The following is an 18,913-nucleotide window of genomic DNA, read 5'->3' on the forward strand; positions in this document are numbered from 1 at the left end:
CGTGAGACTAAGCGCCGTATTCATGGTCGAGTTGCACACGCGCGCTCACATGGCTCAAACGTTGGCCAAAAATCCAGGTAAATCATGAAATTGGTTATGTAGGTTCCTGCGCTCGATGCTTGCGACGTGAGACGGTACGACATGGCTCGACACGAAGAATAGGTCGAATACCGCCACGGAAGAGTAGCTTGCGTGCTTGTTTTGCGGCACGCTCGTTCAGGCTTGATTTGTCCCATAAAGTGTGCCTTACCGTGGACTACGCCGCCAAGGTCGCGGAACCGCGTGCTCCGCTTGAAGCGAGTAACGATTCAGCGATCAGTCGCACGACATGTGCATTCACGGCATTGCCCAATGCTTTATAGGACGCGCCGGTTTGAGATGGAAGTTCAATCGAACCCAGGCTCTGCAGGCGCGCGCATTCGCGCTGCGTCATGAATCTCCGTTCCCACGCGATTATTGGGACCTGAGTCACCGTCATGGCCACCAGGGTGGGAGCCGAGTGGACTCTCTTCAGGCGAATCCCCGATGCTCTCTGCTGAAGAATGTACTTCCATACGGTTCGTTCCTCGCCCTTGGCGTTCCATTCGAATTTCTGGAAGCTGCTCGGAAAAGCCATCGCGCGTGGAAGCCAGGGATCGATCCACTTCCGATTGTTGTCATAGAACGCCCTATTCTGACGAAGAAATGCAACCTTCCAGCGCGGATATGCCGTCCCTGGTCGCTTGGCATGGCTCGGTAAATTCCTGAGAATCTCAGTCTCCGTCATGCCGTCGAATGAGATACCAAATGATCCCTTGAATGGATAGAGCGCCTCTGGACCACCTGCAGCCAACAATTCCAGAGGGGTAGTTGTCTCATACGGATAGTCAGCACCCCATTCCATAGACCAAAGAGGAAATGAAGGAAGTTCAACGGACTCCGGACTTGAAGTGAGGAAGTCATCCCACATCTCAAGGCAGCGAAGAAGTAGGTGAGGAATCGCCCTCGCTTCAGCAGGATTGGCATCCAGAACGGTACTGATATTGGTTTGTGCTCCAGTGGGTTTCGGCCACGCGAACGAATCCATTGAGTCAAGTGAACCGACGATGTAGAGTCTCTCGCGAATCTGAGGGACACCGAATTGATGAGGCGATAGTCTGTCAGCCCGGATGGCGTACCCCAGATCCTCAAGCTCACCTCTCATCCGCGCGAACGTTTGTCCTGCATCATGCTTCAACAGGTTTGGCACGTTTTCAAGGATGAACTTTCGCGGTCGTTTCGCCTTCAGGATGTCCAGGACGTTGAAGAAGAGGCGCCCTTGTTCCGTATGCTCGAATCCGAGTTGCTCTCCCGCTTTGGAAAAGGGCTGGCACGGGAAACCCGCCGCAAGGAATTCGTGCTCAGGAACAAGATCCGCGCTGATGCTCGTGATGTCCCCGTGTGGCCGCAGCCCATAGTTACGCTCATATAGATCTTGCAGACCCTCGACCCACTCACTGGCGAATACGCACGCACCGCCGACTTCGGTCAAGGCGCGATGAAAGCCACCCAATCCTGCAAATAGATCTACGAAGCGGAAGGTAGAAGTTTCGCCGATTGGGGCCGTCGTCTCCACGTATTTAGCCCTGTTCATGATGCCCCCTGCTGTCGATCTTGGCTCAAGTCATTCTGATGCATACCGGTGACATCACAGGTACAGGCTCCACCGGCCGGTGAAGCATCCGGGTATTTTTGCCGCCGTTTATTGGGCTGCTGGGCTCCGAGAGGACCAGCTTCAGCGTAGTAGTTGCGTTCGTATCCTTCCGGCGCTCGTGCAACGGCGCAACTGTCAGTTGTGCTGCCAAGGCCGATTCTTCTCACACCAAAAAAGAGAGGCGCGCTCGCCGACGGTTTCGCATGTAGCGTCGCGTCCGGCGCGACGCCGTCGACCGGATCTCTCGGGACACTTGTCGCTCCGACGCGGCGGCGCACCAGCGGAGGATGGGAAATGTGTAGATCAGTTCGGCATTGGTCTAACCACCGTCGCGGACGCTGTGCCTCCGGCCAATCCGGATGCGGCGCCCGCAACATCCAGCCGCATTGGGATATCACTCGGCGCCGTTCTCTCCTGCGCAATCGCGCTCCGGGCTGCGGACTACGGAGCCTCGACAAGATCACGGACGAGGACCTCGGCGGCGAGCACCGCGGGGTCAGGCTCGAGGTCGAAGTCGCCATTGCCAAGGGATCTCTCGGCTCCCCGCCGGTGGTCATCGTTGACCCCGGCGAGGGTGAGGCGCTACCTCGCGTGCGTGGGCCAGGGCCACGAAGCAAAGCGCGCTCGCAAACCTCGACGCCGCGTTGAATCGGCGCCACGAACGGCAGAATGGTCAGCCCTCCAGCACTGTCGATGCATTTGTTGACGGGGCGCAATGTCCGGGGCGGACCGCTGGTCCCGCTGGGAAGCGCGAAAGGCGACATCCGCCACCCCTCGGGTCATAGTTCGGATCTTCATAACTCCTGCAAATTCTGCGGCAGGCCGGCAGGAACCGCATGTTTCCGGGAGCATCTTCCCAGCGCCACACGAATTTGCAGGAGTTATGACACACCGAGAGACTTGAGCGCCTCACGGGAAGGCCGTCGGCAATTGCTGGGACTGCGAGACTCGGGGCCGGACAGCGATATCTGCTGGAGTGGGCCACCTCGCTGGGCAACTCCGCCCGGCGACGGCAGTGTCAGACCCACCCCCTACAATCGGGGACAGCGCTTCGACGTGATCCGGCGGCTGTCCGGGTCGCCGTGACATGTCGCCGCACGAAGGGGAATCCGTGGACCAGATTGACTCTGATGCCGAGGCTGAGACCGAGGGTGCTGCCGCTGCGGCCGTGACCGCAGGTGCCCCGGCCGCCGCAGCCGCGACATCCGCCCGCATCGGCATCAGCTCGGTGCCATTCCTCTCCTATGCCGTGGCGCATTGCCGGGTGCCGGTCGTCGACGAGATCGTGATCGAGAACCTCGGCGGCGAGCAGCGTGCGGCGACCCTCGAGGTCGAGGTCACGAGCGCCGCCGGGTCGCTCGGCGCCCCGCAGATCACCATCGTCGACCTCGGCGCGGGGCAGAGCACCACCCTCCGCACCGTCGAGCTCGTGCTCGACCCGGCGCTCATGCTCGCGGTGGAGGAGCAACGGCCGGGCTCGATCCGCGCCACCCTGCGCGACGCCGCCGGCACCCTGCTCGCCGAGACGAGCGCGGCGGTGCAGATCCTCGCGTCCAGCCAGTGGATCGCCACCCCCTGCACCTCGGCCTCGAACTCCTCGCCGCGCACGTGCAGCCGAACGCCGCCGTCATCGCGCCGCTGCTCGTCGAGGCGAGCGACCTGCTGCAGCAGCGCACCGGCGACTCCGCGCTCAGCGGGTACCAGTCCGAGAGCCCCGAGCGGGTCGATGCCACGGTCGAGGCGATCTTCGACGCGATGCGGGCCCGGGACATCCGCTACGCCATGCCGCCGGCGAGCTGGGGCACGACCGGGCAGAAGGTGCGCACGCCCGCCGAGGTGCTCGAGGGGCGGCTCGGCACGTGCCTTGACACCACCGTCACCCTCGCCTCCGCCCTCGAACAGGCCGGGCTCAACTCCACGCTCTGGCTCCTCGAGGGGCACGTCTTCCTCGGCTACTGGCGGGTCGACTCGGCGCTCGGCGCGGTCGCCCACACGGATGTCGCCGACATCGTCAACCTCGTCGACCTCGAGTCGATCGGGCTCATCGAAACGACCGGTGCCACGGGCGGGTCCACCTCGATGTCGTTCGCGGAGGCGCGGCGGAGCCCGCACACGCAGTACCTCGCCGCGGGACTGGAGAAGTTCCTGGGCGTGACCGACGTGCGCACCGCCCGGCAGTCCCGGATCTGGCCGCTGCCGAGCCGCTCGGTCGGGCCCGACGGCGCCGTCACCGTGACGGTTTACCAAGCGGCGGCCGGGCCGGTGATTGCTCCGTACTATGCGCGGGACGGTTCAGCCGTCTCGACCGCTCCCGAGGCGACCCCGGTGCCACCGCGGGTCACCCAGTGGAAGAACGCGCTGCTCGACCTGAGCCTGCGCAACAAGCTGATCAACTACACCGACCGGTCCGGCTACCCGCTCTTCGTGCCCGGGCCGGCCGTCGCCCGCCTCGAGGACGCCATCAACGCCGGCGCGCCGATCACCCTCGTGCCGAGCGACGCGGTGCCGAACGTGGACCGGGCCCGTGGCATCCGCTTCGGGAAGGACCTGCCCGAGCAGACGCGCGAGCTGATGCTCGCCGAGAAGAAGGGCGCGTTCGTGGACATCACGGAGGCGTCGTACACGAGCAAGCTGCGCTACCTCGCCAACAAGGCCCGCACGATCGTGGAGGAGACCGGCGCGAACAACCTCTACCTCACGTTCGGGATGCTGCACTGGCGGTTCAACGACCGGGAACTGCGGTCGCCGCTTGTGCTGATCCCGGTGAACATGACGAGCGCGAGCCGCGGCAGCTCGTACCGGCTGACGATCGACGAGGCCGGGGCGTCCACGCCGAACTACTGCCTGCTCGAGAAGCTGCGGGCGAGCTTCGGGCTCGAGATCGCCGGGCTCGCGACCCCCGGGGAGGACGCCTCGGGCATCGACCTCGGCGCCGCGTTCACCGCGGTGCGCGAGGCGATCGCGGCGGCCGGGTTGCCGTTCCGGGTCGAGGAGACCGTGGAGCCTGTCCATTCTGCAGTTCGCGAAGTTCCGGCTCTGGAAGGACCTCGACGAGAACTGGGAGGCCCTGTCGCAGAACAGCCTCGTCGCGCACCTCATCAACACGCCACTGGATGCCTATGCCGACCCGATCGCCGCGGCAGGCGCCGGGGGCGGCGGGGCGTGGAGCCTGGCGCAGCCGGCCGCGTCTCCGTTCGCGGTGTCGCCGGCGGGCTCCGGCGCGTCTGCGGGGTCGCCCGCACGTGCCGCATCCGCCGGCTCGCCCGGGGCCGGCGCCATGCCCGTATCGCCCGTCGACCTCGACGCGCTCGGCGGTTCGGTGCCGGTGCCGGCGGACTCCTCCCAGCTCGAGGCGGTCGCCGAGGCCACGGCCGGCCGAACCTTCGTGCTCGAAGGCCCGCCCGGAACGGGCAAGTCGCAGACCATCACCAACCTGCTCGCCCGCGCCCTCGCCGACGGCAAACGGGTGCTGTTCGTCGCCGAAAAGCGTGCCGCCCTCGACGTCGTGAAGAAGCGCCTCGAGAGCGTCGGACTCGGCGACTTCTCCCTCGACCTACACGACAAGGCCGCCCGCCCCGCCGCGGTGCGCGCCCAGATCAAGGCGGCCCTCGAGCCTGCGCATCGACCCCGACCTGCCCGCCCTCGCCGCGAACCGCGAGGCCGCCGCCGCCAGCCGCGGCACCCTCGCCCGCTACGCCGACCGGCTGCACGAGGCCAACGCGGCCGGCCTGTCGCTCTACTCCGCCCGCACCCACGCCCTCGCGGCGGATGCCTCGGTCGAGCCGCTCGCCATCCCCGGCACCCTCGTGGGCGGGTCGCCCGCCCCCGTGTTCGACGAGCTGCGGCACGTGCTGCGGCAGCTGCCCGAGGTGTCCGACCTGGCCCGGCCGAGCGCCGCGCACCCCTGGGGCTTCGTCGACGAACGGCTCGGACGCGGAGCCGGTGCGGGATCGGGCACGGCCGAGTCCGCCGCCGAGGCCGTGCGCGCGGCCCGCGCGGTGGGCCTGGTGTCCGCAGGCACGTCGGCTGGCGGAACGGGCGCTGCCGGCGCGGGCTCCACAGCCATTGGCGCCTCGACCGAAACCGTCGGTCCGACCGGCGCGACTTCCGCCCCGGTGCCGAGTCCCTGGCCGCGGGCGCGTCGCCATCGACCGGCATCGCCATCGCCCTGCGCACGGCCGCGATCCACGCCACCGGCCGCTCCTTCGACGACGCCCTCGTCGCGGCCCAGGCCGCCGGCTTCGACCTCGACACCCTGAACCGGATGCCGTCGGCCGCCCTCGCCGGGGAATGGCGCGACCTCGCCGCCGCACCCCGCCACCCGGTCAGCGTGGTCGACACCCTGCACACCCCCGAGTGGCGCGCCTTCATCGCTGGCCTCGAGCAGCACCTCGCGGCGCTGCGGGCGTCGCGTCCGGACTGGCTGACCCGGGTGGCGCCGACCGTGCTCGGGCGGGACGTGCCCGGGATCCACGCGGCGGCCCTCGCCGCGGATGCCGCCGGGTTCTTCGGCCGCACGAAGAAGCGCCGGGCGGTGCTCGCGCAGTTCGCCGACACGCTGACCGGCGACGCGGCATCCGCCCCGGAAAAGGCCGTGCCGCTGAAGACGCTCTCGACGCTGACCGCCGCCCTCGCCGCCGCGCACGCCGAGGCGCAGGGGCTGCGGAACGCCGCACTCACCCTGCCGGTGCCGCTCGTCGACGCAGCCTGGAACCCGTTCGTGCCGGCCGACGCCGAGGACCTCGCCACCGGCCTGGCCTGGCTCGGCTGGATCGGCGACGCGCTCAACCGGCCGGCACCCACGACTGCCGCCGGCGCTGCTAGTGGCCACTTCGGACAACTGTTGCCGGTCTCCGAGGCACAGTTGTCCGCAGCGGCAACAGTTGCCGCCCCGCCGGCCGCAGATGCCCGCACCCACACCGCCGACCTGCGCGCCTACTACGCCTCGACACCGCTCGGCGAAGGCCGGGAGCCGCTCACCGCCCTCGCCGCGGCCTGGCAGGCCCTCGACACCGCCGCCGACGTGCAGCCCGCCGACCGATCCCGCTGGGCCGGCGACCTCGGCTTCGTGGCCCGCTGGTGGGCGACCCGGGCCGCGCGCTCGGTCGACTCCGCCCAGCCCGTCGTGCTCGAACGCTGGCTCGCGCTCGTGCGCCACCTCGAGCCGCTGCGCCGCCACGGGCTCGCCGACGCCCGCTCCGCGCTGCTGGCCGGCAGCATCCCGGCCGAGGATGCCGCGCTCGCCTTCGACAAGGGCCTCGCCCTCGCCTCGATCGCCGAACGTGAGGACGCCACCGCCCTCGGCGACTTCAACCTCGTGGCGCACAGCAAGACGATCACCCGGTTCACGGCGAGCACCCGGGCGGTGCGCGGCGAACTCCCCCGGGCCATCCCGGCCGAGGTGCTCGGCCTGCGCCGCTTCGACACGAACCTCGCCTCGGGACAGGTCGGTGGCCTGCGCCGCCAGCTCGACCGGCAGCGCGGCGGCATGAGCGTGCGCGCGCTGCTCGAGAACTACGGCGACCTGATCACCCAGGTAATGCCGTGCACCCTGATGAGCCCGGAATCCGTCGCCCGGTTCTTCCCCGCGCACGCGGCCCTGTTCGACATCGTCGTGTTCGACGAGGCCTCGCAGATCCGGGTGGCGGATGCGATCGGTGCGATGGGGCGGGCGGCATCCGTGGTCGTCGTAGGCGACAGCAAGCAGATGCCGCCGACGAGCTTCGCCGAGGCGAGCGCGAACATCGACGACGAGGGCGACGCGGGCCTCGACGGCGACGACGGGGTGCTCGGCGCAGTCGCGGACGAGGAGTCGATCCTCACCGAGTGCGTGCAGGCACGGGTGCCGAGCAAATGGCTCTCGTGGCACTACCGCAGCCAGGACGAGTCGCTCATCGCGTTCAGCAACCACTATTACTACGAGAGCCGGCTGTCGTCGTTCCCGGCGCCCGCTGCGAGCGTTCTCAGCGACCACGGCGTCTCCCTCGTGCGTGTGACGGGCCAGTTCGAGCGCTCCGGGCGCGGCACGGCGCTCCGCACCAACCCCGTCGAGGCCCGCGCGATCGTCGACGACATCGAGCGCCGCTTCGCAGCCTCGCCGGAGGTCTCCCCCTCGGTCGGCGTGATCACCTTCAACGCCCAGCAGCGCAACCTCATCGAGAACCTGCTCCGCGACAGCGACGACGAACGCATCGCCCTCGCCCTGGACGAGATCGATGGCCTCTTCGTCAAGAACCTCGAGAATGTGCAGGGCGACGAACGCGACAGCATCCTCTTCTCGATCGCGTTCAGCGCGAACGAGAAGGGTGTCGTGCCACTCAACTTCGGGCCGCTCTCCCGGGCGGGCGGCGAGCGCCGCCTCAACGTGGCGATCACCCGCGCGCGGCGGCAAGTGGTGCTCTATGCGAGCTTCGACCCGGCGGTGCTGCGCGCGCAGGACACCAGTTCGGTCGGCATCAAGCACCTCAAGGCGTACCTCGAGATGGCGGGCGCGGGCGCCGAGGCGCTCAGCACGGATGTCCGCCGGACGTCGACCGTGGACCGGCACCGCGACGACATCGCGGCCGCGCTTCGCGCCGCGGGGCACGTCGTGCAGACCGACGTTGGGCTCTCCGACTTCCGGGTGGACCTCAGCCTTGCCTCGGCAGCCGACCCTGCTCGACCTCTTGTGGCCGTGCTGCTTGACGGGCCGAACTGGCGCGCCCGGCGCACGGTCTCCGACCGGGACGGCCTACCCGTGGACGTGCTGCAGGGCATCATGCGCTGGCCGGGCGTCGAGCGGGTCTGGATGCCCGAGTGGCTGCACCACCGCGACGAGACGATCGTCCGGCTCGGCGCTGCGGTCAAGACCGCCGCTGCATCGGTCGCCGAGAGTGCTGCCCCCGCGGCTGCCGGTTCGCCTTCAGCTGCGGGTTCGGTTGCACTCGCGGAGCCGACCACCGCTGCCGCGCGAACCTCCCGTGCCTCCGCGTCCACAGCCACGGCTGCTCGAACGGCGACCGAATCGGTAACGGATCCGACCGAGCAAGGCGAGCCGGCGGGAGCCAACACATCCGCCGTCGTCGCGGCATCCGGTCGAGGCCTGGCCAGCACCAGTGCGGCGACGAGCCCGTTGGTGCAGGAGTACGCCGAGTGGTCTCCCGGATTGCTCGGGCCGGTCACGGTGCTCGACGCCCTGCCGAGGGCCGCGGCCACGGCGCAGGTGCGGTCAGCGATCAGCGCCGCGGTCGAGACCGAGGGGCCGATCCACAGCGCCCGGCTGATCAAGCTCGTCGCGGGAGCGTTCGGCCTCGACCGGGTGACCCAGGCGCGCGCGGCGTCGATCGTGCGGTGTGTGCCCTCGGATCTGTCGCTCGGCGCCGATGAGCCGTTCTATTGGCCGGTCGCGGTCGACCCGACCGACTGGCCGGGCGCCCGGCGCACCCCGCCCGGGGTCACTCGGGCTCTCGAGCACGTTCCGCTCGTCGAGATCGCGAACGCCATGCGCCTCGCGGCCGAGGCCGCCGCCGGGATCGACGAGGCCGGACTCCGGCGTGAGGCCCTCGCCTTCTTCGGCGGGCGACGTCTCACCGCGAGCGTCGGCATCCGTCTCGACGCGGCGCTCGCCCTCGCCCTCGACACAGGCCGCCTGACCCGCACCCCCGCCGGCCTCCTCCTCCCCGGATAGCCCACCCGCACACCGGCCGCGCAGCCCCAAGGAGCACACGCGGCTCCGTGAGATGTCGCATATCGACCTTCCGCCTGCTCGGGAACATCGATGTGCGACACCTCACGGGGTGCGGGCGGGCGGGGCCGGGCGCGCGCGACTAGTGCGGCGCGGACTCGACGCGGTTGCGGCCGGCACGCTTGGCCGCGTAGAGGGCCGTGTCGGCGCGCGCGAGCCAGTGCGGGGTGCGTTCGCCGGTGTTTCGCACGGCCAGGCCGATGCTTACCGTGCAGGTCAGCCCGGGGGCGACGTCGTCCCAGCGGAAGCCGCTCACGGCGACGAGCAGGCGCTCGCAGGCCTTCGCGGCGTCGGCCGGGGTTGCGTCGCCGAAGACGAGCAGGAATTCCTCGCCGCCGAGCCGTACCGCGAGGTCGCTGTCGCGGATGGCGTCCGTCAGGATCGTTCCCATCGCGGCCAGCACCCGGTCGCCCACGGCGTGCCCGTGCGCGTCATTGACCCGTTTGAAGTGGTCGAGGTCGACCATCGCCGCGCAGAGCGGCTGCGCGCGGTCGTGCGCGCGGCGCATCAGCGCGGGCAGTTGCCGGTCGAGCGCGCGCCGGTTCGGCAGCAGGGTGAGCGGGTCGGTGTGGGCCTGTTGGTCGAGCTTTTCCGCACGGATGCGCAACACCTGCGCCTCGAGCTGCGACCGCTCGGTCTCGTGGCGGGCCTGTTCGATCTCGAGAGTGTTGATCAGCATCCGGGACTGCAGCCCGGCCGTCTGCCGGGTGAGGCGGAGCGTCAGGCTCGTGCAGCTTCTCGGCGTGGGCGAGTGCCCGCTCGAATTCACCGATCTCCTTGCACATCTCCACGAGGCCCCGGTGCAGCCGGGTGAGCCTGGCCGGGTCCTCCTCGACGGTGCTGTCGGCCAGCTGGTCGACCATCATCAGGATCGCCTCGTCGACGCGGCCCTCGAAGCGCGTGATCTCGGCCAGCTGGGTCCCGTTGTCGAGTTCCAGGTTCCGGTAGCCATTGGCCGTCGCCAGACTCTGGGAGAGGCCGATCTGTTCGCGCGCCTCGGCGTACCGGCCCAGCTCGATCAGGATGCTGCCGAGGTTCGTGCGCGCGATCGTCTCCCAGAAGCTGTGTCCCTGGCTGTGGGCGAACGCCGCGGCCTGCTGCACGTTGTCGAGGGCCTCGCCGAGCGCATCCGTCGCCTCGAGGCCGAGGGCGGCCTGGGTGCGCGCGAGTTCGAGGCAGGTGTCGCCGAGGTTGTTGAGCCCGGCGAACTGTGCCTCATCGTCCTCGAGCAGCCGGGACAGGTCGAGCGCCTGCCGACCCAGCTCGAGGGCCCGCAGCGAGTCCCCGGTTCCCACATGCACCATCGACGAGCGGCTGAGCGCCCAGAACTCGGCGAGCGGGCTGCCGCTCGCCCGGGAGGAGGCGAGGGCCCCGAGCACGTGCCGCAGCGCGGGCTCGTTCAGGCCCGTCTCGTGGAAGGCGAGCGCGAGGGTGCAGTGCATCTGGGATTGCCGCAAGAGCTCGCCCGCGCGGGTCAGGTATTCGAGCGCGAGCAGCCCGTTCTGAACGGCTGCCTCCACTTCGCCGAGCCGCAACCGGTGCAGCGACAAGAGCTCGCGGGCCCGACCCTGCTCGGCGGCCGTGATGTCCGCGGTCGCAAGCACCTGTTCGGCCTCGGCGGCGCCTTCGAGATGCCGGCCGTCGGCGCGCGACCGTTCGCACAAGGTCAGTAGCTCGGCGACCGTGGGCGTGGCGGGTGGCGGCGTGGCGTCGCGAATGGGCGCTGCCGAAGCCGCACGCACACCTGGTGCTGCCGCCTTTGAGTCCACCTTCAGCCCCCCGACTGTCTGTCACTGATTCGAACCTAACACCGCAGAAGACCCGATTGGGCCGGAAAAAAGGCCCCCGAAGGGGTTCACTCCTGAACCGCTCGTCACACCCGCCCGCACTCCGGACACACGGATGCCCAGCGCGGCCACGTAAGATCAGCCCATGACCGCAGCAACAGCATCCGCGCCCCTCGACGCCCGCATCACCCTGTACGGCGCGGAGTGGTGCAGCGACTGCCGCCGCTCGAAGAAGGTGCTCGACGGCCTGGACCTCGACTATGACTACGTCGACCTCGAGGCCGTCGCGGACGGCGCCGACCGCGCCCACGCGATCAGTGGACGCACCCGGATCCCCGTGATCGTGTTCCCCGACGCGAGCCACCTCGTCGAGCCGAGTGACGCCGACCTGCGCACGAGACTCGCCCAGTTCTCCCTGGAGGCCTGAGCCGTGCGCAGCCTCAAGGACTGGACCTTCCAGATGTGCGGGATCGCCGGTTTCGTCTGCTGCGCGATCGCGCTCGGCACCCTTTACTTCAACGCGATCAACCACAACGCCTTTGTCGGCGTGGCGGTTCCGGTCGCGATCGTCGCGCTCGCCGCCGGGGGCATCGCCACCGCCAGGGCACGCTGGCTCTGGACCAGCGGCCGCGGCAACCAGCGCCGCTGACGCCAGCGATCCGGCACCACCCGATCGGGGCCGTTTCCTCCGCGGCACTGCCGCGCTACGATGCCACGGAAACGGGGAGGCATCATGGGTGACACAGGCCAGGACAAGCGCATCGAGCGCTTCGGCAGCGACGAAGACATTGCGAACGCCGAGGCGGCCAAGCGGCAGGACGCAAAGGATGCGCGGGTGCGCCTGCTGCGAAGCAAGGCGGCGGTCTCCCGGTCGGAGGCCGATGCGATCGAGGCCATGCACCTCGACCCGGACACGCTTCAGGACCTGCTCGAGAACGCGAGCCCGCTCGAGGCTCGCCGGCTGGAGAAGTCCGAGCATGCGATCAGCCAGCGGGTCGCCAAGGCCCGCGCCGCGGCCGAGGCGGCCGAGTACGAATACGAGCAGGCCGTGCTCGAGCAGTACGACGACCGCAGGGGCTGACGCCGCACCGCCGGAGCGCGGCCGTCACACGGTGTCGAGCAACCCCTCGGCCTCGGCGACGATGCCCGCCGTCTTCAGGAAGCTGTCCGGGTTGAGCGAGATCGAGTCGATGCCCTCGCGCACCAGGAACGCCGCGAAGTCCGGGTAGTTGCTCGGCGCCTGCCCGCAGATGCCGATCTTGATCCCGGCGGCGTGGGCCTTGCGAATGGCTTCGCTGATCATCCGCTTGACCGCGTCGTCGCGCTCGTCGAAGAGGCCGGCGAGGTCGCCGGCGTCCCGGTCGACGCCGAGCACAAGCTGGGTGAGGTCGTTCGACCCGATCGAGAAGCCGTCGAACCGGGTCGCGAACTCCTCGGCGAGGATCACGTTGGCGGGGATCTCGCACATCATGTACACCTGCAAACCGTTCTCGCCGCGGGCGAGCCCGTTCTCGGCCATCACCGCGAGCACCTTGTCGGCCTCGGCCACGGTGCGGCAGAACGGCACCATCACGATCACGTCGGTGAAGCCGATCTCCTCGCGCACCCGCTTGATCGCCCGGCACTCGAGCGCGAAGCCCTCACGGTAGCGGTCGTCGTAGTAGCGGGAGGCGCCGCGGAACCCGATCATCGGGTTCTCCTCGGTGTGCTCGAAGGCGCCGCCGCCGAGCAGGTGCGCGTACTCGTTGGTCTTGAAGTCGCTCATCCGCACGATCACCGGGTCGGGGTAGTACGGGGCGGTGAGCTTCGCGATGCCGAGCGCGAGGGTCTGCACGAAGTACTCCTGCGGGTCGGCGAAGCCGCGGGTGCGTTCGTGGATGCGCCGGAGCGAGGCACGGTCGGTGACCCGCTCCGGGTGCACGAGCGCCATCGGGTGGATCGTGATCAGGTTGTTGATGATGAATTCCATCCGGGCCAGGCCGACGCCCGCGGCCGGCAACCGCCACCACTCGAACGCGGCGGCGGGACTCGCGATGTTCACCATCAGCTTCGTGCGGGTCGACGGCACCGTGCCGAGGTCCACCTCCTCGGTCTCGAAGGCGAGGGTGCCGTCGTAGACGAAGCCCTCGTCGCCCTCGGCGCAGGAGAGCGTGATCGAGGATCCGTTCTTGATCAGGTCGGTGCCGGTGCCGGTGCCGACCACCGCGGGCACGCCCAGCTCCCGGCTGACGATCGCGGCGTGGCTGGTCGGGCCGCCGTGGTCGGTCACGATCCCGGACGCCCGGGTCATGATCGGCACCCAGTCGGGGTCGGTCATCTCGGTGACGAGGATCGCGCCGTCGATGAAGTTGTCGATGTCGGCCGGGTCCCGGATCACGCACGCGGTCCCGGTCGCGATGCTGTCGCCGATCGCGACGCCGGAGACGATCAGCGGCCCGCTCTCGAGCAGCCGGCTCACGGTGAAGACGGTGCCGCTCGCCTGCGACTGCACCGTCTCGGGGCGTGCCTGCACCATGTAGAGCTCGTGGCTGATGCCGTCCCTGGCCCACTCCATGTCCATCGGCCGTCCGTAGTGGTCCTCGACGATCACGGCCCACCGGGCGAGCTGCACGATCTCGCCGTCGCTCAGCACGAACGCGTCCCGCTCCCGGAGCGGGGTGTCGATCACGCGGGTGCGGGCGCTGCCTCCGGCGGCGTAGATCATCTTGGTCGCCTTGGCGCCGAGGGTCTTCTCGATGATCGGGGTCAGGGCGGGGTCGGCGAGCAGCGCCTTGAACACGAGGTACTTGTCCGGGTCGACGGCACCCTGCACGACCGTCTCGCCGAGCCCCCAGGCCGCGCTGATCACGGCGGCCCCGGGGAAGCCGGTGTCGGTGTCGATCGAGAACATGACGCCGGACCCGCCCACATCGGAGCGGATCATCCGCTGCACCCCGATCGACAGGGCCACGTCGAGGTGGTCGAATCCTTTGACCTCCCGGTAGCTGATCGCCCGGTCGGTGAAGAGGCTCGCATAGCAGCGGCGGCAGGCGACGAGCAGGTCCCGCTCCCCGGTCACGTTCAGGAACGTCTCCTGCTGCCCGGCGAAGCTCGCGTCCGGAAGGTCTTCAGCGGTCGCGCTGCTCCGCACGGCCACGGCAAGGTTCTGCTGCCCGGAACGCTCAGACAGTTCCCGGTAGGCCGAGCGGATGCCCGCGGCCGTATCCTCGGGGAATTCCCCGTTCAGGAACAGCTCGCGCAGGGTCTCTCCGGTAGCCCGCAGCGTGGCCTCGCCGGCGTGGTACCTGTCGAGGGCAGAACGCAGGGCGGACTCGATCCCGTTCTCCGTGATGAACGCGCGGTACGCATCCGCCGTCGTTGCAAACCCGTCGGGCACCCGCACACCCTGGCCGGCGAGCGAGCCGACCATTTCGCCGAGGGAGGCGTTCTTGCCACCGACCTGGGGGATGTCGGCGAGGCCGATCTCTTCGAACCAGACCACATGACGTTCTGACATGATGACTCCCACCGCGAGTTCGAACACCGCGACCCGGCGTCCCGTGGCGCCGACGGCATCCGCTCTCGGCAACCTACTGCTGCGCCAGGGCCGCTGCTAGTGCCCGCGACCTGGCAGGCACGGCACCGGGTGTTCCTCCGGAATTCACCCGGAAGGCTCCCCCGGTTCAGGGCCACCGGATTATGGCCCTAGTCTGGGGGTTAGACAGATTCGATCGTTGGATTCCAGCCGCTGAGGGCACCTGTTCCAGGTGCGGTACCCGTCTGCCCCGGTGGCTGGAGAGGTGCATTCCCGGCACACTTCCGCCAGCGAGCGTAACCCGGATGGAGCTCCGGGGGCCGCCGCGCGCGACGGCCCTGCCCCGGCTCCGCGTCGCGGATCCGCGTTCACGGGAACAAAGGGAATCACCATGACCGCATTCGACCAGACACCCACCAGCACCAGCACCCCCAGACCGGCCCGGAAGTGGCTGCCCGTCCTCCTCGTCGCGATCGCCCTCGCGGCCGTCGGCACGGTCGGCGCCACCACCACCGGGGCCAGGCTCCGCCTCCGCCGCCGTCCCGGTCGGCTCCGTGCGCGCACCCGTCGCGCTCGGCCTCGCCGGCACCTTCGCTATCCTCTCCAAGACGGGCGTGACGGATGTCTACGCCTCGGCCATCACGGGCAATGTCGGCGCGAGCCCGATCACCGGTGCGGCCATCCACCTCAGCTGCCCGGAGGTGACCGGCCTGGTCTACTCCGTGGATGCCGCGGGCCCCGCCTGCGAGATCACCGCCCCGAACCTGCTCACGACCGCCGTCGGCGACATGGGCACCGCGTACACCGATGCCGCCGGGCGCACCCTGCCCGACGCGGTCGACCTGGGCGCGGGCGAGATCGGCGGCCTCACCCTCGCACCCGGGCTCTATAAGTGGAACACCGGCGTGACGATCACGAGCGACGTCACCCTCGACGGCGGCCCGACCGACGTGTTCATCTTCCAGATCGCGGGCAACATCACCCAGGCCTCCGCCACCCGGGTCACCCTCACCGGTGGCGCGCTCGCGAAGAACGTGTTCTGGCAGGCCGCCGGCTCCGTCGCGGTCGGCACGACCGCGCACTTCGAGGGCACCGTCCTCGGCAAGTCCCTCATCGCCCTGAAGACCGGCGCGACGGTCGATGGCCGTCTGCTGTCGCAGACCGCGGTCACCCTGCAGAAGAACACGGTCACCGAGCCCACCCGGTAGATATACACCGCGGCATCCGCTGCGCTGAGCCCGTCATTTCTTGGGCGGGCACACAACAGAAAGGCCCGGAGCGGCGATCTCGCCGTTCCGGGCCTTTCCTGCGCCTGCGGCGCCGGCACTTCTCAGTGCGGTTGTTACATGCGCTTGAAGATGGCGACCGGGATCGCCTGGTGCACGATCTGGGTGACGGTCGCGCCGCCGCCAGCGGTGGACTCACCGGCGATGGTCATCGCGAAGTCGAGGGTCAGGCCGTAGGTGTCCGGTGTCAGCACCCCGATGGGGTTGGACTCGAGCTGGAAGCCGCCCTTCGGCGAGGTGACGAGCAGTCCTCCGGGGCCGGTGAGGGCCTCGGGGTCGAGGGTTGCGGCGATCGGGTTCACGTTGAGCACAAACGGCGTGGCGCTCGCACCGCTCGTCGTGGTGGTCGTCGCAGTGACCGTGACGTTGGACATGTAGACGTGGCGCTTCGTGCCGAACGCGGCCTCCGGCGCCTGTGAACGGTCGAAGACACTGATCACGAAGGAGAAACGCTTGTCGCTGTCCGTGTACCACTCGTGCGTCTTCTGCTCGGTCCACATGTCGAGCTGGAGTTCGAGCTGGGGCGCCAGCTGGATGGTCGGGTGGATCGAGCCCATGTCGGTGAACACGGAGTCGAAGACGAGGGGAGCCTTGGTGGCCGTGGGCACGGCCGTGGCCGAGACCTGGCTGGCCGGGTCGATCGGCGCGAAGCCGATGAGCGCGGCGATGCTCGTGCACGAGGTGAGAGTAAGGGACAGAACGGCGACACCGGTGACGGCAGCAATTCGGGTAAACCAGCGGGACATGGTGGAACTTTCGGGTCGGGTAGCCGTCTGCATGAATATGCTGAACACATAGTGGCATACGGAGGGCATCCGTGTCCCCTTTTGGGGGACTTATTCTTCATTGTTCTCGGTTCGTGTTCCCCGGGAGACCACCCATTCGGGGGACGAAGCGGACCGCGATGCCACTAATCTGGGTCTATGGCCGACGCCCCCCGCTTCCCGATCCGTTGCCGCTGGAGTTCCAGCGCCCGCCGCGGTGGCCGACGCCGACCCTCGACTGGATCGCTGGCAACCAGGGCTGGGAGCCGCCCGCCGGCTGGACTCCGGTGCCGGAATGCTCCCCCGCACCCCCGGGCTGGGTGTTCTGGACCCGCTCGGAAGAAGGCTGGGCGCGCTTCGCTGAGGAGAACCTCGCCCCGGCGAAACGGTCCCTCTGGATCGGCGTCGGAGTCCTCGTCGGCGGCCTGCTCCTGACCGTGCTCGGCCTCGCGGCCACCCACAATGCCCTCTTCCTCGTCTTCGTCGCGGCGATCGTCGCGGGTCCGATCCTGACGATCCGCGCGGGCTCGCGGCTCAAGGAGATCGACGACGGCCTGCTCGACCGGGTGCGCGCCCTCGCGCCCCAGTACAAGCACACCCTGCAGCGCCTGGCGTACAACAAGTACCTGCGCTCGTTCGGCCCGCTGTCATGACCCCGGAGATCGCCGCCGAGCTCCTGAACGTACCGGCGGGCGCGAGCCGCGTCGAGATCGACAAGCAGTTCCGCAAGCAGGCGCGGGCGCACCACCCCGACCTCCTCGCCGGGGCCTCCGCGGAGACCATCACGGCCGCGACCAGTGAATTCGTGCGAATGTCCGCCGCGCGCGACGTGCTCTACGGCGAACTCGACCGGGTGGCCGCCAGGCGCACGGATGCCGCGACCCCGCCGCGCGCATCCGCTGCGACCCGGCAGGCCGCGGCTCCGGGCCCCGCGAGCAGCGCGGCCCCGCCCACCGGCCCGGCCGGACCTTCCGGCCCTTCCGGCCCTTCCGGCCCAGCTAAGCCTCCGAGCGGCAGGGCCGGATCCACCGGATCGGCCACGCCGTCGCGGGCATCCACGACCACCGGCTCGTTTGCGACATCCGGACCTACCGCACCCGGCGTTCCCGGCGTTCCCGGCGTTCCCGGAGCGAATCCTGCCCCGGCGGGAGACCCGCGCGGCGGCGAGGCCCGCGAGGTGCAGCAGCCGTACCAGCAGCAGCGCCCGGCCGAGAACCCGCAGGCCCAGTTCGGCCCGCGTGCCGGCTGGACCACCCGCGGACCGGACGACCCGTACATCCGCCGCGGGCCCGTGCCGCCGCCGCCCTCGCCGGTCCGGCGCACGCCGATGGATCCGCGCGACAGCAGGCTCCCGCGTCAGGCGCCGGGGACAGCGTCGAACCCGCTCGATCCGGCGAGCTTCCAGTACCCGCCGGTGCAGCAGCATCCGCCGGCCCAGGACCCGCAGAACCCGGCCGCACGCCCGAACCCGCAGTACGGGGCGCCGCTGCCGGTGCCGATCGATCGACGCAGGGCTTTCGTCGATCGCCGTGACCCGGGCAGGGTCGGCCTGCCGTACCCGAACGACCGCCGCCGTCCGCCGGCGGACCGACGCGACCCCCGGAACGCCGATACCTTCCCGGACGACCGCCACAGCCCGCACCCCGACACGTTCTACCGGGCCAGCCCGCAGCACGATCCGGGCGCCCCTGGCGTCGGGACTCCCCCGGCTCGGCCGCGGCACAGCACCGGGTCGGCAGCGGAGGGCGACGTTCGCGCACCGGGCGAGCAGGCGCCGCAGCCGTCCGTCGCGCCGCAGCAGCCCGCGCAGCCGACAGCGCAGCCGCAGCAGCGTCCCCCCGCCCAGCCGCACCAGTCGCCTCGAACTCCGGCGCACGAGGAGCGCCGCAAACGACCGGCCTCCTTTGTCCCGCCGGGCTTCGTGCCCGCGGGCGGCACCCCGACCGGATCGATGCCCGCGGCCGCACCCGTCGGCGCCGCCGGACTCGCGGGCGCCGACCCCCAGGCGATCCCGATGTCGTTCGCCGATTTTGTGCTCGCCCGAGACGCGCAGTCCTGGATCCCCTATGTGGAGAACACGCTCCCGCCGACTCCCCCGCGCCGGGCCGGCTGACCCGGCCGGGCGCATCCACTCGCGGCGACTCGATCGCGGAGAAAACACCCTCGC

The 18,913-nt window shown here is 69.6% G+C and carries 14 protein-coding genes and 1 pseudogene; 8 read left to right on the top strand and 7 right to left on the bottom strand.

Annotated elements, in window-relative coordinates:
- Positions 1-256 precede the first annotated feature (256 nt).
- Together dcm and KIV56_RS06605 are read right to left on the bottom strand one after the other, a co-directional pair.
- Positions 257-1,594, bottom strand: coding sequence for a DNA (cytosine-5-)-methyltransferase (gene dcm, locus KIV56_RS06600; RefSeq protein WP_281535619.1), 1,338 nt, complete (start codon positions 1,592-1,594; stop codon positions 257-259).
- Positions 1,595-2,914: 1,320 nt separating this feature from the next.
- Positions 2,915-3,784: a hypothetical protein gene (locus KIV56_RS06605; RefSeq protein WP_281535620.1), complete on the bottom strand. Its 870-nt coding sequence runs from the start codon at positions 3,782-3,784 to the stop codon at positions 2,915-2,917.
- Here KIV56_RS06605 and KIV56_RS20265 point away from each other — a divergent pair.
- A pseudogene (locus tag KIV56_RS20265) lies at positions 3,752-4,471 on the top strand (DUF4011 domain-containing protein); the annotation flags it as partial. The gene KIV56_RS06605 and the pseudogene KIV56_RS20265 sit on opposite strands and share 33 nt — an antisense overlap.
- Before the next feature lie 318 nt (positions 4,472-4,789).
- On the opposite strand, the gene KIV56_RS06620 reads toward KIV56_RS20265, so the two are convergent.
- Entirely contained in the window at positions 4,790-4,951 is a 162-nt protein-coding gene (locus KIV56_RS06620) for a hypothetical protein (protein ID WP_281535623.1), read from the bottom strand.
- Between KIV56_RS06620 and KIV56_RS06625 the strand changes: the two genes are divergently transcribed.
- The gene (locus tag KIV56_RS06625) at positions 4,950-9,338 is read left to right on the top strand and encodes a DUF3320 domain-containing protein (RefSeq protein WP_281535624.1); all 4,389 of its coding nucleotides are present in this window, start codon (positions 4,950-4,952) and stop codon (positions 9,336-9,338) included. The genes KIV56_RS06620 and KIV56_RS06625 overlap by 2 nt on opposite strands.
- A gap of 139 nt (positions 9,339-9,477) precedes the next feature.
- On the opposite strand, the gene KIV56_RS06630 is transcribed toward KIV56_RS06625, so the two are convergent.
- A complete protein-coding gene (locus KIV56_RS06630) occupies positions 9,478-9,945 on the bottom strand; it encodes a GGDEF domain-containing protein (RefSeq protein WP_281536091.1) in 468 nt (155 codons plus the stop codon).
- On the bottom strand, positions 9,827-11,164 hold the full coding sequence (locus tag KIV56_RS06635) for a hypothetical protein (RefSeq protein WP_281535625.1): 1,338 nt from the start codon (positions 11,162-11,164) through the stop codon (positions 9,827-9,829). Before KIV56_RS06635 ends, KIV56_RS06630 begins: the two co-directional genes overlap by 119 nt.
- A 163-nt stretch (positions 11,165-11,327) precedes the next feature.
- On the opposite strand from KIV56_RS06635, the gene KIV56_RS06640 reads away from it, so the two are divergent.
- The 3 genes from KIV56_RS06640 (at position 11,328) to KIV56_RS06650 (ending at position 12,263) form a co-directional block, all read left to right on the top strand.
- Positions 11,328-11,609: a glutaredoxin family protein gene (locus KIV56_RS06640; protein WP_281535626.1), complete on the top strand. Its 282-nt coding sequence runs from the start codon at positions 11,328-11,330 to the stop codon at positions 11,607-11,609.
- Between the two features lie 3 nt (positions 11,610-11,612).
- On the top strand, positions 11,613-11,831 hold the full coding sequence (locus KIV56_RS06645; protein ID WP_281535627.1) for a hypothetical protein: 219 nt from the start codon (positions 11,613-11,615) through the stop codon (positions 11,829-11,831).
- Between the two features lie 84 nt (positions 11,832-11,915).
- A complete protein-coding gene (locus KIV56_RS06650) occupies positions 11,916-12,263 on the top strand; it encodes a hypothetical protein (protein WP_281535628.1) in 348 nt (115 codons plus the stop codon).
- Between the two features lie 24 nt (positions 12,264-12,287).
- Here KIV56_RS06650 and ppsA read toward each other — a convergent pair whose 3' ends face one another.
- Complete coding sequence (gene ppsA, locus KIV56_RS06655; RefSeq protein WP_281535629.1) at positions 12,288-14,678, bottom strand: phosphoenolpyruvate synthase; 2,391 nt, start codon at positions 14,676-14,678, stop codon at positions 12,288-12,290.
- A 572-nt stretch (positions 14,679-15,250) separates the two neighbouring features.
- Between ppsA and KIV56_RS06660 the strand changes: the two genes are divergently transcribed.
- Positions 15,251-15,904: an ice-binding family protein gene (locus KIV56_RS06660; protein ID WP_281535630.1), complete on the top strand. Its 654-nt coding sequence runs from the start codon at positions 15,251-15,253 to the stop codon at positions 15,902-15,904.
- 134 nt (positions 15,905-16,038) lie between these two features.
- Here KIV56_RS06660 and KIV56_RS06665 read toward each other — a convergent pair whose 3' ends face one another.
- Positions 16,039-16,728, bottom strand: a complete 690-nt coding sequence (locus tag KIV56_RS06665) for a hypothetical protein (protein WP_281535631.1) — start codon at positions 16,726-16,728, stop codon at positions 16,039-16,041.
- Positions 16,729-16,886: 158 nt separating this feature from the next.
- Between KIV56_RS06665 and KIV56_RS06670 the strand changes: the two genes are divergently transcribed.
- Both KIV56_RS06670 and KIV56_RS06675 read left to right on the top strand, forming a co-directional pair.
- Positions 16,887-17,399 (top strand): hypothetical protein, encoded by a 513-nt coding sequence (locus tag KIV56_RS06670; protein ID WP_281535632.1) that lies wholly within the window; start codon positions 16,887-16,889, stop codon positions 17,397-17,399.
- Positions 17,396-18,859 carry a J domain-containing protein gene (locus KIV56_RS06675; protein WP_281535633.1) on the top strand — a complete coding sequence of 488 codons (1,464 nt, stop codon included), beginning with the start codon at positions 17,396-17,398 and terminating at the stop codon, positions 18,857-18,859. Before KIV56_RS06670 ends, KIV56_RS06675 begins: the two co-directional genes overlap by 4 nt.
- Positions 18,860-18,913 lie beyond the last annotated feature (54 nt).

This window comes from Cryobacterium breve (genome assembly GCF_027594785.1).
GTDB classification, from domain to species: domain Bacteria; phylum Actinomycetota; class Actinomycetes; order Actinomycetales; family Microbacteriaceae; genus Cryobacterium; species Cryobacterium breve_A.